Source organism: Brevibacterium picturae (assembly GCF_030453725.1).
Classification (GTDB): Bacteria; Actinomycetota; Actinomycetes; order Actinomycetales; family Brevibacteriaceae; genus Brevibacterium; species Brevibacterium sandarakinum_A.
In genome coordinates, this window is the sequence record NZ_JAKDJU010000016.1 from 17305 (window position 1) to 33444 (window position 16140).

The 16140-nt window shown below is 62.3% G+C and carries 14 protein-coding genes and 1 pseudogene; 7 read left to right on the forward strand and 8 right to left on the reverse strand.

Annotation, left to right across the window (positions count from 1 at the left end; genetic code table 11):
• Nucleotides 1-35 precede the first annotated feature (35 nt).
• The 3 genes from L0G76_RS03330 to L0G76_RS03340 all read left to right on the forward strand — a co-directional run bounded on the left by L0G76_RS03330 (nt 36) and on the right by L0G76_RS03340 (nt 3456).
• The gene (locus L0G76_RS03330; protein ID WP_304355913.1) at nt 36-212 is read left to right on the forward strand and encodes a hypothetical protein; all 177 of its coding nucleotides are present in this window, start codon (nt 36-38) and stop codon (nt 210-212) included.
• Between the two features lie 129 nt (nt 213-341).
• Nucleotides 342-2162, forward strand: coding sequence for a phosphoenolpyruvate carboxykinase (GTP) (locus L0G76_RS03335; protein WP_304355914.1), 1821 nt, complete (start codon nt 342-344; stop codon nt 2160-2162).
• 70 nt (nt 2163-2232) lie between these two features.
• A complete protein-coding gene (locus L0G76_RS03340) occupies nt 2233-3456 on the forward strand; it encodes an NADP-dependent isocitrate dehydrogenase (protein WP_304355915.1) in 1224 nt (407 codons plus the stop codon).
• Between the two features lie 518 nt (nt 3457-3974).
• Here the strand turns inward: L0G76_RS03340 and nrfD are convergent.
• From nrfD to L0G76_RS03370, 6 genes and pseudogenes are all read right to left on the reverse strand, one after another.
• On the reverse strand, nt 3975-5237 hold the full coding sequence (gene nrfD, locus L0G76_RS03345; protein ID WP_304355916.1) for an NrfD/PsrC family molybdoenzyme membrane anchor subunit: 1263 nt from the start codon (nt 5235-5237) through the stop codon (nt 3975-3977).
• Nucleotides 5234-6361, reverse strand: coding sequence for a 4Fe-4S dicluster domain-containing protein (locus L0G76_RS03350; RefSeq protein WP_304355917.1), 1128 nt, complete (start codon nt 6359-6361; stop codon nt 5234-5236). The genes nrfD and L0G76_RS03350 overlap by 4 nt, the downstream gene beginning before the upstream one ends.
• A 503-nt stretch (nt 6362-6864) precedes the next feature.
• Nucleotides 6865-10026 (reverse strand): annotated as a pseudogene (gene fdnG, locus L0G76_RS03355) (formate dehydrogenase-N subunit alpha); the annotation flags it as partial.
• Nucleotides 10027-10114: 88 nt separating this feature from the next.
• A complete protein-coding gene (locus tag L0G76_RS03360) occupies nt 10115-10837 on the reverse strand; it encodes a class I SAM-dependent methyltransferase (RefSeq protein WP_304355918.1) in 723 nt (240 codons plus the stop codon).
• Nucleotides 10834-11271 (reverse strand): thioredoxin, encoded by a 438-nt coding sequence (gene trxA / locus L0G76_RS03365; RefSeq protein WP_304355919.1) that lies wholly within the window; start codon nt 11269-11271, stop codon nt 10834-10836. The genes L0G76_RS03360 and trxA overlap by 4 nt, the downstream gene beginning before the upstream one ends.
• A gap of 135 nt (nt 11272-11406) precedes the next feature.
• Nucleotides 11407-12474: an LCP family protein gene (locus tag L0G76_RS03370; RefSeq protein WP_304355920.1), complete on the reverse strand. Its 1068-nt coding sequence runs from the start codon at nt 12472-12474 to the stop codon at nt 11407-11409.
• A gap of 541 nt (nt 12475-13015) precedes the next feature.
• Here L0G76_RS03370 and L0G76_RS03375 point away from each other — a divergent pair.
• Nucleotides 13016-13219: a cold-shock protein gene (locus tag L0G76_RS03375; protein WP_092105266.1), complete on the forward strand. Its 204-nt coding sequence runs from the start codon at nt 13016-13018 to the stop codon at nt 13217-13219.
• Here the strand turns inward: L0G76_RS03375 and L0G76_RS03380 are convergent.
• Nucleotides 13192-13497: a hypothetical protein gene (locus L0G76_RS03380; protein ID WP_304355921.1), complete on the reverse strand. Its 306-nt coding sequence runs from the start codon at nt 13495-13497 to the stop codon at nt 13192-13194. The genes L0G76_RS03375 and L0G76_RS03380 overlap by 28 nt on opposite strands.
• A gap of 98 nt (nt 13498-13595) precedes the next feature.
• A complete protein-coding gene (locus L0G76_RS03385; RefSeq protein WP_304355922.1) occupies nt 13596-14009 on the reverse strand; it encodes a MarR family winged helix-turn-helix transcriptional regulator in 414 nt (137 codons plus the stop codon).
• Between the two features lie 223 nt (nt 14010-14232).
• Here L0G76_RS03385 and L0G76_RS03390 point away from each other — a divergent pair, with 223 nt between their 5' ends.
• From L0G76_RS03390 to L0G76_RS03400, 3 genes are all read left to right on the forward strand, one after another.
• Nucleotides 14233-14775 carry a hypothetical protein gene (locus L0G76_RS03390; protein WP_304355923.1) on the forward strand — a complete coding sequence of 181 codons (543 nt, stop codon included), beginning with the start codon at nt 14233-14235 and terminating at the stop codon, nt 14773-14775.
• Nucleotides 14753-15367, forward strand: coding sequence for a TetR/AcrR family transcriptional regulator (locus tag L0G76_RS03395; protein ID WP_304355924.1), 615 nt, complete (start codon nt 14753-14755; stop codon nt 15365-15367). The genes L0G76_RS03390 and L0G76_RS03395 overlap by 23 nt, the downstream gene beginning before the upstream one ends.
• 114 nt (nt 15368-15481) lie before the next feature.
• Complete coding sequence (locus tag L0G76_RS03400) at nt 15482-16126, forward strand: HAD family hydrolase (RefSeq protein ID WP_304355925.1); 645 nt, start codon at nt 15482-15484, stop codon at nt 16124-16126.
• Nucleotides 16127-16140: the final 14 nt, after the last annotated feature.

Genomic DNA, 16140 nt, shown 5'->3' on the forward strand with positions numbered 1-16140 from the left:
TGGTGTAATCAGCAACTCGTTGAATGGATGTTTATATGAAGAATGCGGTCTTTTTTGTTGTCTCGTTTGCCCTGTTCGTCGGGGGGATCCTGCTCTTCGCCCTTGCCTGGTCGACTCCAGGCTGGGAGATCCTCATCGCCCTTGGCGGGGTCTCAAGCATTGCTCTGGCGTTCATCATCCCAGTCCATATCTCCCCCCTGATGGATCCGTGAACCCACCGAACTTTGAGGAATGGAAGGCAGAGACACCGAGTCGGCAGAAACCAGCAGCTTGCCTCTTCTAGTCCCTGTCACGAAGCGACTCGTGGCGATCTACTCACGTCGAATGAACAGAAGGTTTTGATGAGTTCCCAGATACGATCCCACGGACCCGCCCCAGTTGCTCCCACGCAATTGGTGGAGTGGGTGGATGAGGTTGCAGCGATGACTCGACCAGATCGCATTCATTGGGTGGATGGTTCTGCAGCCGAATACCGTGTTCTCACCGACGAGCTCGTCGAGTCGGGTACCCTGGTCCGTCTTGCTGACGACAAGTTCCCGAATTCTTTCGCCGCTTTTTCCGACCCCGACGATGTCGCGCGCGTCGAGGAACGGACCTTTATTTGCTCGTCGGAAGAACGCGATGCGGGCTTCACGAACAATTGGATGGACCCGGCCAGCATGAAGCATCAGCTTCGCGGCCTCTTCACTGGTTCGATGCAGGGACGAACCATGTATGTTATCCCCTTCGTGATGGGCCACCTTGATTCAAAGGATCCGAAGTTCGGCGTCGAAATCACCGATAGTGCTTATGTCGTAGCATCTATGCACATTATGACGCGCGCAGGTACAGACGTGTTAACAAAAATGGTTGAGTTGGATGCCGATTTCGTTCCCGCGCTTCACTCAGTTGGCGCCCCGCTAGAGCCAGGGCAGGACGATGTTGTGTGGCCCTGCAACTCGGAAAAGTGGATCGTCCACTTCCCCGAAGAGAAGTCCATCTGGTCCTACGGATCGGGATACGGTGGCAACGCCTTGCTGGGAAAAAAGTGCTATTCGCTCAGGATTGCATCAACCATGGCCCGAGATGAGGGATGGTTGGCAGAACACATGCTCATCCTCAAACTCACTAACCCGAAGGGGCACTCACATTTCATTAGTGCGGCCTTCCCGTCCGCGTGCGGTAAAACCAACCTAGCTCTGCTCAATCCCACTATCCCGGGGTGGCAGGTAGAGACACTTGGCGATGACATTGCTTGGATTCGCGTCGGTCAAGGGGGCGAACTTCGCGCCACGAATCCCGAAGCCGGGCTCTTTGGGGTAGCCCCCGGAACAGGGTGGCACACCAACCCGAACGCGATGAATGCCATCGCTGAGGGCAACACCATCTTCACTAATGTCGCTCTCACCGACGATGGAGGCGTGTGGTGGGAAGGTATGACACAAAAGCTTCCTGAACATCTCATTGACTGGACCGGTCACGAATGGACCCCGGACAGCAGCACTCCCGCAGCCCACCCTAACTCTCGATTCTGTACCCCTATCAGCCAAGTCGACATTCTCGCCGAAGAGTACTACAGCCCCGATGGAGTCCCACTCTCGGCTATCTTCTTCGGGGGGCGACGTGAAACTACGATTCCACTGGTCACTCAATCACATGACTGGGCAAGCGGCGTATTCATGGGGTCTACCCTGTCGTCGGAGACAACGGCAGCGGCAGCCGGCACAGTCGGAGTCGTACGCCGAGACCCCATGGCCATGCTTCCCTTCATCGGATATAACGCCGGTGACTACCTCCAACATTGGTTAGACATCGGCCACGCCACCGCCCCGTCCAAACTTCCACGCATCTTCCTCGTCAACTGGTTCCGCCGCGACACCGAAGGCCATTTCATGTGGCCTGGGTTTGGTGAGAATTCGAGGGTTTTGAAATGGGCCATTGAACGTCTCGAAGGCACTGCCGGTGGCATCGAAACTCCAATCGGGTATGTGCCCACACCAGGTGCTTTGGATACTGCTGGTTTAGATGTCAGCGACGAGGATATAACCGCCGCGTTGGCTGTTGACCCAGGAGAGTGGGTAAAGGAAATTTTCAGCATCGAAGAGTGGTTCGATCGGTTTGGCACCACACTGCCCGTGGAACTGGCAGCCCAACTAGCCGAGATCAAACACCGACTCCCTTAACCAGTCACGGCCCGACACTGACAAGCCCGCACTGCGGCGTAATTATCTGCCGCTAAAGCAAAGGAATCCCATGACACATAAACGAAGAGTCAGTGGCAAGATCGTCGAAATCGACGGCGATGAGATGACGCGAGTCATGTGGCAGGCCATCAAGGACACACTGATCCTGCCCTACTTAGACCTGGACCTTGAATACTACGATCTCTCGATCCACAACCGCGACGCCACGAACGACCAGGTCACTATCGATGCGGCCCGCGCCATTCAGGAACATCACGTCGGGATCAAATGCGCGACTATCACACCCGACGAGGCCCGAGTTGAGGAATTCGGGTTGAAACGCATGTGGGCCTCGCCCAACGGAACCATTCGCAACGTCCTTGGTGGAGTAGTCTTTCGCGAACCAATCATCATCTCGACTATTCCTCGGCTGGTGCCTGGATGGAACAAACCCATCATCATCGGACGCCATGCCTTTGGTGATCAATACAAAGCCACCAATTTCAAAGTCGAAGGCCCCGGGACCCTGACGATGACGTTTAGCCCCGCTGATGGCAGCGAAGACATCCATCAACACGTAGTCACCTACCCCCAGGGTGGGGGCGTGGCCATGGGGATGTATAACTTCAATGAGTCCATTCGCGACTTTGCACGAGCGTCCTTTGCTTACGCGTTACAACGACACTTCCCCGTGTATCTCTCCACGAAAAACACCATTCTCAAAGCTTACGACGGACAGTTCAAAGACATATTCCAAGAAGTATTCGATACCGAATTCAAAGACCAGTTCCACGCTGCTGGTCTGACTTATGAACACCGCCTCATCGATGACATGGTCGCTTCCGCGATGAAATGGGAAGGCGGTTATGTGTGGGCATGCAAGAACTACGACGGTGACGTCCAGTCCGATACCATCGCTCAAGGGTACGGGTCACTGGGACTCATGACTTCCGTGCTGATGACTCCTGACGGGAATACGGTAGAGGCAGAGGCTGCTCATGGAACTGTCACCCGCCACTATCGAAGACACCAACAAGGTAGCCCGACCTCGACGAATCCTATTGCCTCGATTTTTGCCTGGACACGCGGACTGATCCATCGGGGCACCCTGGATTCCACCCCAGAGATCACGGAATTTGCCCACACCCTTGAAAGCACAGTTATTAGGACAGTGGAGGCAGGATCAATGACGAAGGACCTTGCCCTCCTTGTTGGAGCTGAACAGGGTTGGCGCACGACTGAAGAATTTCTCGAAGACCTCAACCAGAGTATGCGCCAACGCTGGAGTGCCTGAGTTAATGGCCCCACAAATAAGGGCATGCGTGGTTTACGCCGGTTTGAGATCTCCTCTGCTTGGTCGTGGTCGAGTAGGGCCGAAGCGTGGCTCTTCAGATCCTGAACTCTAAAGAGCCGCGCCGCGCCCGGGCGATAGATGCTGCATACTGAAAAGCGCATAGCAGTAGCGACCAGTTCAGGTACGACATCAACGAGGCATGAAAATTCATCAATTCGACGCCGCCGGCATTGTTGTTGAGGCAATCGCGAGCATCGTGGTTGTGCGGAATTAACGCCATTGTGCGATGCACTATCACCGCCACTTATCGCTGAAGCTCACAGCCGCTGGCACCCACCACCTGTAGTCTCATTCACAACCCCTGCAAGGGTTGTGAATGAAGCCACCGGTGCCGAAACCACGAGCAGATGGAGAACGCAGAAATACCGGGAGGAGATACGGCTCCGGGTAGGAAGCACTACGCTTCAGCGGCGATACGGCGACCAGCGAGTGATGCGCCCGCAGCTGACCGCCGGACCTCAAACCCCGGTCGTGATCGAGTCATCGACGATGCCGCGGGCCCGGCGCTCCTCGAGGCGAGCGCGCTGGGGTTCGACGACGTGGCGCGGGTCCTTCGTCGATTCGATTCCGGCCTCCAACACCCCGAAACGCGTATACGCCGAGGCGGCCGCGACTGCAGCGCCGGAGACGACCGACAGAGCCCGAAGTGCAGCTCGAGTCTTCCAGCTGCGACTGCTGGACCCAGCACCTCCGGTCCCGACTCCACCGGCCCCAGCACCCTGAGCAACCTTCTTCGCGAAGACCCTGGCGCCCACCTCGACGGCGGCGGTACCCACCGCACCGGCGATGAGCAGCTTCTCTGCCCGGTGGAGTTTGCGGCCGGGTTCGCCGTCCTCAAGGGGATCCACCTCGGCGGGGTGCATGCCCTTCTTCATCCGGTCCATGCCGATGACGTCGCCGGCGGCACCGGCGAGTGCCAGCAGGCGAGCCGGTCCGGTCTCACGCACAGGAGCCAGGGCCATGCCCGCTCCACCGGCCGCCATGGCGGCCGAGGACACGAACACGAACGAGAGGCCGTTGCGACCAGCTGCATTCCAGGTGGGAACCGCGGTATCACCGAGGAGCGCTCCGGTGTACGCGGCCAGAGGAGTGGCGAAGAGTGCCGACTCTAGCGCGGCAGGAGTCTCGAAAGCGTGCAGAATTCGACGCAGCGGACCCAGCGGAAGCCGCAGACCGGTCAGGCGGTCGACCTCGATAGCGGTGAGCACACCCGAGCCGACGCCGAATCCTGACAGGATCCAGGTGCCCAGGCTCATGGGCGAACTGATTTTGAACACGCGCATCATGTTGAGGAAGCGTTCGGGCCGGCCGAGGTCGGCCACGAGTGCGGCTCCACCGGCAGCAGTCGCCGTGATCGCCGTCAGTCTGGTGGCGATGCGCAGGCCCGGCCGGTCGCTGAACTGTGCGCCCAGGCCCAGGAGGCTCGATCCTCCGGCGAGGCCGCCGAGGAACAGGTAGAGCGCGATCTCGTCGCCCCAGGGCGGAGCCTTGACGATCGATCGGCCGTAGTAGGAGGAGAATTCGACGTCCTCGACCATCGGCATCTCACGGTTGCCCTCGGACCCACGGTTCTTCCACCCCTGACCGCCGGTACCACCGCGACCGGAACCGCCAGCCCCACGACCGGAGCCGCCCGGGCCTCCGCGACCGCCTCGGCGACGTTTCTTCCGTCCGCCTTCCGGTTCGGGTGGGCGGTAGGAGTCGTATTCGGATGTGCTCATGGACGGCGGCTCCCGAGGAACGCGAGTCCGGCTGCAGCGACCATGCCCAACGCCGCCATGCCGGCGGAGGCATACATCTGCGGCAGGTCCTTCGTCGGCACCCGCGGGTCCGGCGGCAGGCCATAGACTTCGGGTTCGTCGAGGATGAGGAAGACGGACCCGGTTCCGCCGACGCCGTCGTTCGGGTTGGCGCCGTAGAGGCGCGCCTCGGTCATGCCCTTCGCGTGGAGGTCGGCGACGCGGGTGTGGGCCTTGTCGACCATGTCCTCGTGGTCGCCGAACTTGATCGACTCGGTCGGGCAGGTCTGTGCGCACGCCGGTTCTTGACCGTCGACGAGGCGGTCGTAGCAGAGCGTGCATTTGTTGGCCGTGTTCTTGTCCGGCACATCCATGTCCGCGGCCTTGCGATCGTCGCGGTCGGTGGGTGTGTTGATCGTGCCGTCGTCGCGGCGCTCGATGACGCCGAAGGGACAGCCTGCGACACACGTGCCGCAGCCGTTGCAGACATCGTTCTGCACCACGACGGTGTCGAATTCCGTGCGGAACAGGGCTCCCGTGGGGCAGACGTCGAGGCAGCCGGCGTGGGTGCAGTGCTTGCACACGTCCGATGACATCAGCCACCGGAAATCTTCGGTGTCCGGGGGCGTCGTGTCCATGTTGGCGATGTCCGCCGGGTCGCTCGGTTCCAGAGCGCCGGGCGCCAGCAGGTCGATGCCCATCGGTGGTGTCTCGGGAAGCCCGCCACCGGATCCCTCGGCTGCCGCACCCAGGGCACCGCCGAGCGGCTGGGCCTCCGACTCGTCCGTGCGGGGCCGGATCGACGGCATGCCGAGGTTGACGAGCTTCCGCCCGGATTCGCGGGCGGCCTCGATCCGTTCGCCGTCCTGCTCGACGAAGGCGACATGTCGCCACGTGTTGGCGCCGAGGCTGCCCGTGTTGTCATACGAGGAGCCGAGGAGCTCAAAGGTCCCGTCCTGCGGGTTGTTGTTCCACTCCTTGCAGGCGACCTCGCAGGCCTTGCAGCCGATGCAGATCGAGGTATCCGTGAAGAAGCCCTTGCGCTCGTGCGCGGAACCATGCCAGTGCCCGTCCGCAACAGCGTCGTGATCGACAGTCGTCGACATCAGTCCTCCTCCTCGTTTTCTCTATTGTCCACCGTATTCGTGTCAGCGGCCTCGTCGCTTCGGCCGCCGGAATCACGTGCCCCCTCGCCGAGGTTGCCCTGCTGAATCTTGCCGGCATCCTTGCCGATGTAGCCGCGGTCGGGATCCCCGTCCGTCGGGTCCCCGTCGTCGGCGCGGTTGGCGTCAATGGTCTCGGTCCGATTCCGGTCCACGGCATCGATGGGTCGCAGATCGACCCGACCCGTGCGATCGTCGGCACTGTCGACGGCGCTGGCGGCGTCATCCGATGCCGAACTTCCCGCCGCCTCGGCGTCGGAGCCACTGGAACGGCTCTCCGATCCGGCGCTGTCGGTCGATCCGGCGCTGTCGGTCGATTCGCCACCGAAAGTGCGCCCCGGGGTGACACCGACTGCGGAGTCGCCACCGCGATGCGGATGCCCGCCCTTGGTGGCCGCAGAATCAGCGGCGAGGGACTCGGCGACCACGTCATCGGAGACCGTGACGAGCTGGTTGCCCGATTCAGGGCTCAGCCCCGCCTCGCGCTGGTACTTCTCGACGAAGTCCACGAGCTCGGGACCGCGCGGACGCCTGCCCGGCAAGATCGTTCCGGCCACGTACTTGCTGTTCTGGATGAACACATTGGGATCCATCGTGACACCCAGCAGGTCGTTCGCGGAGTCGCCTTCGACCGTGGCATCCCCGCCCACGCCCCAGTGGTAGGGCAGCCCGATCTGGTGGATGGTCTTCCCACCGATCCTCAGCGGCGTCATCCTCTTCGTCACGAGCACGCGGGCCTCGATGGCCGCCCGCGGGGAGACCAGGGTCGCCCAGCCGTAGGGCTCAAGACCCACCTCGGCGGCGAGCTCCGGTGAGATCTCGCAGAACATCTCCGGCTGCAGCTCGGACAGGTACGGCAGCCACCGCGACATGCCACCGGCGGTGTGGTGCTCGGTCAGCCGGTAGGTCGTGAACACATGCGGGTAGACCTCGGAGCCGGGGGTGCCGGCACCGGGCGCGGAGAGGTTGTCCTCGCGGCGCATGACCAGACGCGTCGGTGAGCTCTGCTGATCGTAGAGCGGGTTGGCAACCGTCGATTCCTGCGGCTCGTAGTGCGTGGGCATCGGCCCGTCGACCATGCCGCTGGGTGCGAACAGCCAGCCCTTGCCGTCGGCCTGCATGATGAACGGGTCGTCCCCGTCGAGGTTGGCGGGACCGCCGTGGGGTCGGTCCGACCGTGCAGAGGGCGCACGGTCGATCGGGAAGTCGGGCACGTCCTTGCCCGTCCACTTGCCGGTCTCCTCGTCCCACCAGACGAACTTCTTCCGCTCCGACCAGGGTGTGCCGTCCGGCGCCGCCGAGGCACGGTTGTAGAGGATGCGACGGTTCGCCGGCCATGCCCACGCCCATTCGGCCGCAGTCTCGTCCTGTTCGTCACGGGGTTTGCGCCTGGCGGCCATGTTCTGACCGCCTGAGTAGATGCCCGCGTAGATCCAACAGCCACCGGCGGTGGTGCCGTCGTCGGTCATCTGGTTGAAGTTGTCAAGCGGCTGCCCGTCCTTGTCGCCGCCGACGTAGTAGCCGTTGATCTCGGCCAGGACCGACTCCGGGTCGACCTCGCCTTCCTCGTCGATCGGGTAGTCCCAGGTCATGTCGAGGAGCGGACGATCGCGGGGATCCTCGGAGTCCTTCAACTTCTCGCGCACTCGCTTGCCGAGTTCGACGAAGAAATCCAGTTCGCTCTGCGCATCGCCGGGCGGGTTGACGGCCTTGTGCCGCCACTGCACGAGGCGCTGAGTCTGGGTGAAGGTGCCGGCCTTCTCGGTGTGGTTGGCGGCGGGCATGAAGAACATCTCGGTCTCGATGTCCTCGGTGGCCAGCTCACCGCTGGCGATCTCCGGACCGTCCTTCCACCAGGTGGCGGATTCGATGAGTCGGAAGTCGCGGACGACCATCCACTTGAGGTGACTCATCGCCATGCGCTGCATCCGCCCGTTCGCCGAACCCACAGCAGGGTTCTGGCCCAGCAGGAAGTACCCGTCGACACCGTCGTTGAGCATGCGGACCTGCGTCTGATAGGTGCCGTGGGCTCCGTTGATCTTCGGCAGATAGTCGTAGGCGAAGTTGTTGTCCTTCGTCGCTGCGTCACCCCACCAGGCCTTGAGCAGGTTCGTGGCATAGCTGCGCCCGTTGGCCCAGTAGCCCTTGTGGGTCTCCGGGGTGCCGACGGCCTTGACGTAGTCATCGAAGGTCTCGTGGACTCCGGCGCTGGGCATCGGCAGGTAGCCGGGCAGCAGGTTGAACAGGGTCGGGATGTCGGTCGAGCCCTGGATCGTGGCGTGTCCGCGCAGGGCCATGATGCCGCCGCCCGGCCGTCCCATGTTGCCCAGCAGCAGCTGGAGGATCGAGGCGGTGCGGATGAACTGCGCCCCCAGCGAGTGCTGGGTCCAGCCCACCGCGTAGGCGAAGCAGGTGGTGCGGTCGCGCCCGGAGTTCTGGGTCACGGACTCGACGAGGTATTCGAAGTCGGCGGGCTTGATGCCGCAGTTCTCGGCCACCATCTCCGGGGTGTAGCGGGCATAGTGGCGCTTGAGAATCTGGAACACCGTGCGCGGATCCTGCAGAGACTCATCGGTGACCGGGGCCCCCGACTCGTCGGTCTGGTAGGACCAGGTCGAGTTGTCGTAGGAGTTCGTCTCCGGGTCGAATCCGGAGAAGAGTCCGCCCAGGTCTTCGGTGTCCTGATAGTTCTCACTGATGAGGTTCGTCGCATTTGTGTAGGCACGGACGTACTCGTCGAAGTGCAGACCGTCGCTCAGGACGCGGTTGATGAGCGCACCGAGCAGGACGATGTCGGAGCCGGCCCGGATCGGGACGTGCTTATCGGCAACCGCCGTGGTGCGCGTGAAACGAGGATCGACGTGGATGACGCGGGCACCTCGGGCCTTGGCCTCGGTCACCCATTGGAAGCCCACTGGGTGGCACTCGGCCATATTGGATCCCTGGATGATGATGCAGTCCGCATTCGCCATATCCTGGACGGGTTGTGTGGCGCCGCCTCGCCCGAACGAGGTTCCCAGACTGGGAACCGTGGCGGAGTGTCAAATACGCGCCTGGTTCTCGATCTGAATCGCACCCGCCGCCGTGTAGAGCTTCTTCGCGAGGTAGTTCTCCTCGTTGTCGATGGTCGCCCCGCCGAGACTGGCGATCCCCATCGTGCGACGCAGCGGGTGGCCCTTCTCGTCGAAGTCCTCCCAGTGGTTGCGGCGGGCTTCGATGAAGCGGTCGGCGACCATGTCGATCGCCGTATTCAGATCGAGCTTCTGCCAGTCCTTGGCTCGAGGGGCTCGGTAGAGGACGTCGGTGACGCGTCCGTTGGCGTTGACCAGCTGTTCGCTGGCGGCTCCCTTGGGGCAGAGACGGCCCCGCGAGATGGGTGAGTCAGGGTCGCCTTCGATCTGGATGACCTTGTCATCCTTGACGAAGACCTTCTGGCCGCAGCCGACTGCGCAGTACGGGCAGACCGACTGCACCATCTTGTCTGCTGTGGCGGTGCGTGAGGTGGTCTCACGCGTCTTCTGGGACACCACTGATTCGCCGCGTCCCGACGCATCGGATGAACGCAGCTGCCGAATCACCGGCCACTCGAGAGGACTGAACCGAGCCATGGCTCAACCCTAGCCCCTCTCGATGGCCGGTGGTGACCAAATCGGTCACGATCTTTCGAGGTGTTTCACGAGGTGAGACGCGGTGTTCTCAATCCGTGATCCTGTGTGCCAGAAGCACACTGTCGTCGAGTTCGGCCGGCTGGCCGTCGGGCCCTTCGACCTCACGGGTGCGCAGTTCGGCGAGATCGATCTCCCACCGGACGGGACTGCCGCCGATGAGCAGGGCGAAGTCACCGTTCGGACTCACCGGTTCATGGTGGTGGCCCTCACCGTGGCCCAGTTCTTCATCATAGTTCTGCGCCCAGGGCGGCATTTCGGCATGGGAGATGAGCAGCAGTCTGCCATCCGGCGCGACGTGCTCGGCCACTTTCCCGACAAGCTCTTCCCGGGTGTCGGGCAACCGGGTGTGGAGGAAGCAGCCGACGACCAGGTCAAAGCCGCCTCGGCGAGGGCCGTCTGTCTGCTCCGGTTCGGCAGAACCGGGCCCCGATCCGCTCCAGGTGGAGACGTCGGCGACCTCGAAGGATGCGGTGACACCCTTCGCGGCTGCGGCCTCTGTGGCCCGGTCGATGGCCGTCTGCGACAGGTCGATGCCGACGACGTCCCAGCCGTTCTCGGCCAGCCAGATGACGTCAGCCCCCTCACCGCAGCCGACGTCGAGGACCCGGCCGGGGGTGAGACTGCCGACCGTGGCGACAAGGGCCTCGTTGGGGTTGCCCGACCAGACCGCGTCGTCTCCGGCGTAGCGTTCTTCCCAGGCCGCGACGGAGTCAGGGACTCCGGCATTCGCGACCTGTTGGGGTTCGGTCACTGCTGAGTTCCCGGCTCGGGGGACACCTCGGTTGCCTCGGATTCGACGGCGGCTTCCGAGCCTTCGTCTGCTTCGGCCTCCTGCTTGGCCAGTTCCGCACGGACCTCGTCCATATCGAGTTCCTTGACCGCGGTGATGACCTGCTCGAGCTGAGGTGCGGCGAGCGCGCCGGGCTGGGCGAAGACGACGATGCCCTCACGGAAGGCGACGAGAGTCGGGATCGAGGAGATCGAGAAGAGACCAGCGATCTCCTGCTGGGCTTCGGTGTCGACCTTGCCGAAGGTCACGTCCGAGTGCTGTTCGGAGGCCTCTTCGTACACAGGTGCGAACTGCTTGCAGGGGCCGCACCAGTCGGCCCAGAAGTCGAGAAGAAGGATCGAGCTGTCGGTGATGGTTGACTCGAAGTTGTCTTTGGTGATTTCAATCGTAGACATCCGGGCAGTCTAAACGCCGAGGATGAATACTGTCTGGACACTGCCGCAGATCGGAAACGTTCACGGCGTGTCGGAGCGGGTTCTGATCGGCTCGGTCGGGTCAGTCGGCCCCACGCCGTGAACGAGCTCCGCGAGTCAGTCGACGAGGTCGACCAGCTCGTCGATCGGCTCATCTGCGGTGATTGCGGAGAAGACATCGTAGGCCGCCGGAGATTTGACGACGCGGTTCTGATTGTCCGGTGCCGGCTGCCACGGCATGATCGCGAAGGTGATGGAGTCTTCGGGTACCGAGGACACGGTCGAGGCCAGTGAGCCGAGTGCCGAGATCGAATCGAGTCCTTCATCGACTCGCAGCGATGAGGTGACTGCGTCCAGGAAGCTGTACATCCGGTCGGGTCTCGACAGCGTGTGGGAACTCTTCGCTCTGTCGATGATGGAGTTCATGACCATCTGCTGGTTGCCCATGCGCGAGATGTCGCTGCCGTCACCGACAGCGTGACGCGTCCGTGCAAGTGCCAGAGCATCGGTGCCGCCCAGGGTCTGCGTCCCTGCCGGCAGATCGAGATTCGCCTTGTCGTCGTGCAAGGGTTCGTCGAGATCGACGATGATGCCGTCCAAGGCATCGACGATCGTGGCGAAGCCGTCGAAGTTGACTTCGATGAAGTGATCCACGCGGACTCCGGTGAGTTCTTCGGCGGCGGTGACCGAGCAGGCAGGACCCTGATTGAGTGCCGAATTGATCATCGACCGCTGCGCCGCGGAAGCACCGGATCCGGTGTCCTCGCAGGCAGGCATGTCGATCATCGTGTCGCGCGGGATCTGGACGGCGTCGATGCGGGACGAGTCGTCGGAGATGTGGGCCACGATCATCGCATCGCTGCGAGCGCCATCGGCCGCACCATAGTCCTCACCGTCGAGCTCACGAGTATCGGAGCCGAGGATGAGGACATTCAGCTCGTTCGTGATCTTCTCCGGCACCTCGCCGCCCCCTGCGCGCAGCGGCGAGGACGTGATGTTCGCCTTCAGACCGTTCACGGCGGCCACGATCGTCACCGGGACTGCGATGACGAGAACCGCGACCAAGGCGACGATGGTACGGCGACGGCGGTACTTCGCGGCCAGGCGGCGCTGACGCCGCGTGCCCAGTTGCTGCCGTTGAGGGTCCAGTTGCTGCCATTGAGGGTCGGTGCTGGGGAGCTGCATCTGTGATCACTTCGAGGCCGGGGTCAGATTGCATACAATCCTAAACATGGTTTCTCCGAACTTTCTGGCACCGATGGCCCCGACATTCTGTTAGAGTTAAATTGTTCCCGTACGAAACTGTGCGGAACACATGGTGTCGCGAGCGTAGGTAGATTCGCTTGGCGCCGTGCAGTTGCCAGTTGGCGCGTGTCTACCGTCCGCGCCTCTTAAGATTTTTTCTGACTTTTCAATCCAGCCGTTCTGCGGCTTCCGTCCAGCACCTTCGAGTGCATTACCGATACCGAGCTTTCCCGCTTTCGCCTGAGGCAAGGATTCTTCTCATCAGCACGAACTCCGGACTGTCGGTGTCTCCACAGTTTTTCGTCGGACCTGCGCTCAATGCGCAGATCATCCAGCGGAAAGTCACACAATCAGACGGTCCACTGATCGGCGATGTCGACCAATTCGGGTCCCTGAGAGTGTGAACAGCCGGGCCCACAAAAGGGTCCGACCATCCAGATCGCTCCGGCGGTCACCAGTTTAAAATAAGGATACAAAGATTATGGCTACAGGTACCGTGAAATGGTTCAACTCGGAAAAGGGATTCGGATTCATCCAGCCTGACGACGGTTCGGCTGACGTGTTCACTCACTTCTCCGCGATTGACGCCACCGGCTACCGCGAACTCACCGAGGGTCAGAAGGTCGACTTCGACTCGGAAATGGGTTCCAAGGGCCTTCAGGCCACCAGCGTTCGTCCCCTCTGAGAAACGCGTAACTCTCCGATCCCAGCCTGATCGCCGTTGATTCGTCGATAGTGGTCGTCCGCCGGGAGCGGAGTTACCCTCAGTTTTACCAAAAGCGTGTGTTCGCGTTTGGAGCTTGTGTTCTCACCTGCTCCGATCACGACCGCACGCTTTTCGGCGTTCCGGGGCATTGATACCGGGAATCTGTGGGTCATCAACCCGAATCTGTCGCGGTAGTCGAAGAAGACGAATCCCTCCATCCTGGCCCTACTTGCTTCGCCCACCTGCAGCGGCTTCACCTGCTCCTCCTGCAGTTCGAAACAGGAAGCGACCGACCTGCCCTGCGGCCTCTGCGTGAGGACCCACCGGCGATTCCGGACCGAAGGGCTCGTCGCAATCATTTCTGAGCCACAGGCCTTCGTGCGAACGATGGAGCCAGGCGTCCCAGCAGTTCGGTCAGCTGCTCCTGCTCGGCGGAGTCGAAGAGGTCACCCAGCAGGGCAGTGGCCTTCTCGTCGGCGACCGTGACCGCGTCCCGATAGAGTTCGGCGCCGACGTCGGTCACGCACACGAGCGCGATCCTCGCATCGTGCGGATCGGAGTCTCTGGTGAGATAGCCGAGCTTCTCGAGCGGTGCCACCAAGCGAGCGATCCCCGAGGGGGTGATTCCCAAACGATCGGCCAACTCGACGCGACGCAGTCGTCGACCCGGCGCGGAGCACAGACTCTGCAGCACGGTCAGATCGTTGAGCGACAGCCCCTGGACCTCCAGCTTTCGCCGGATCTCTGTATCGGCTCGCACGAGTCGCATGCACAGCTCCAACATGAAACACACCCTTTCATTGTTAACTCATTGAGTACTCAACGATAACCTGCTGATGCCCGCTTTCGCGAATCGCTGCGCTCTGCACGGAAGTCACCTGCAACGAAGGTTCCGGGCAGTCGGATCGAGCGACACCCGGATTTCGCGGGCAATCGCCTGAGTGTCGTGGACCCATTGCCGCCCCATCGCGGTGAATCATAGGCTTTCAGCTATGGAATCACAGTCGTACCACCACAAGGCAGGCAATGCCGCCAGCCCGCCGCCGACGCGAGCTCCGCGGCCGACACGAGCTCCGCGGCCGCTGCGCTGGCTGGTCGTCGGGGTCGTCGCCAGCATTGTTCTGCTCATTGCCCTTCCCATCGTCATGATGATCGATCAGGCCGGGCTGAGGGCCGCCATCGACGAGGACACCGGGGGTGGCCTGAATCCCGAATGGATGGACTGGGTCCTCGTCGCGACCATCGTCTACGCGGTCGTCCTCCACCTCGTCGACGTCGCGCTGCTGCTCTGGCTGGTCCCCCGCGTGCTGCGCGGACGCAATTGGGCTCGCATCACATTGACGATCTACCTGGTGATCGCCACCTATTTCAGCCTCTATTCGGCAGCTCAGGGCGCAATGTTCCTGTGGGCGGTGATCCCGACGGACATTCTGCACGTCCTCATGATCGGGCTGCTCTGGATTCCTGCCTCCGCACGTCGACACTTCGCATCCCAGTCGGAGAGGACTTCTCATGCCCAAGCTCATCGATCATGAGAGTCGGCGCGAAGAGATCGCCGCCGCAGCGTGGCGAGTCATCGTCCGCGAGGGAGTCGGCGGAGCTTCCGTGCGCACAGTGGCGGCGGAAGCCGGGCTGTCCGTCGGGTCGCTTCGGCACGTGTTCGCCAGCCAATCCCAACTCCTCTCCTTCGCCATGCAACTGGTCATCGATCGGGCCGGTGAACGTGTGAGGGAGCTCCCGTCCCGGGAGAGCCCACTCGAGTCCGCTGAGGACATCGCGCGAGAGCTGCTGCCCCTGGACGAGGAGCGTCGCCTCGAGATGGAGGTCTATCTCGCCGTCTTCTCCGCCGCCGGGTCCGACCCCGGCCTGCAGGAGACGAAAGTCAGTGCGTGGAAGCGTGTCCGCACAGCCTGCCGCCTCGTCATCGACCAGACAGTCGGGAACGGATCGTCGGATTCGACTCAGCGGACTCAACGATTCGAGACCGAAGTGACCCTTCTCCACGCCGTCATCGACGGTCTGGCCTCCCACTTGGTGTGGCAGCCTGCAGTGCTGGGCGCCGAAGATGCTCGATGTGCTCTCGTCGACCATCTTCAGCAGATGCAGGCTCGACTCTCCGCAGACTGATATCAGGCGGGCACGGCGCTCCGGGGCCGACAGTCGGCAGATTGTCGCTCCCGGGTTCTGAAGTCTGTAGCGTAGGGGGCCAGGATTGTCCCGCACAGAGCAGGTGATGCCGCAATGCCCCAGCCCACAGACCCACACCCCACCACCATCGTCTTCGATCTGGGCAATGTCCTCATCGGCTGGGACCAGTCCCTGCCGCTGTCCGATCGGATGAGCCACGATGAGTGGAATGAATTCGCCGCCGAGGCGGACTTCCCCTCGTTGAATACGCTGGCTGATCGCGGAGTGCCGATCACAGAGGTCATCGCGCGGGCGACCGAATCCGATCCACGGCATGGTGAGATAGTCGAGCTCTACTACGAGCGATTCCCCTTGTCACTGACGGGCCCGATCGACGGCATGGCCGAGGTCGTCGATGAGCTCAAGGCTTCAGGCGTCCGGCTCCTCGGACTCTCGAACTGGTCGGCCGAGACCTTCCACCACGCGCCCCAGGTCGCTCCGGCGATCAATGAGCTCGACGACATCGTGGTCTCGGGCCGGGAGAAGCTGATCAAGCCGGACCCACAGATCTTTCACCTCTTGAGTCGACGCTTCGACCTCGAACCCGAGCGCACGGTCTTCGTCGACGACCTGCAGACGAATGTCGATGCCGCGACCCAACTCGACTTCATCGGCCTGCTCTTCACCGATGCGAAGCAGCTGCGCAGCGACCTGCGTGACCTCGGGCTCCTCGTGCCCCCTGCTAACGTGGAAAACTGAGAACGGGCCGCTCT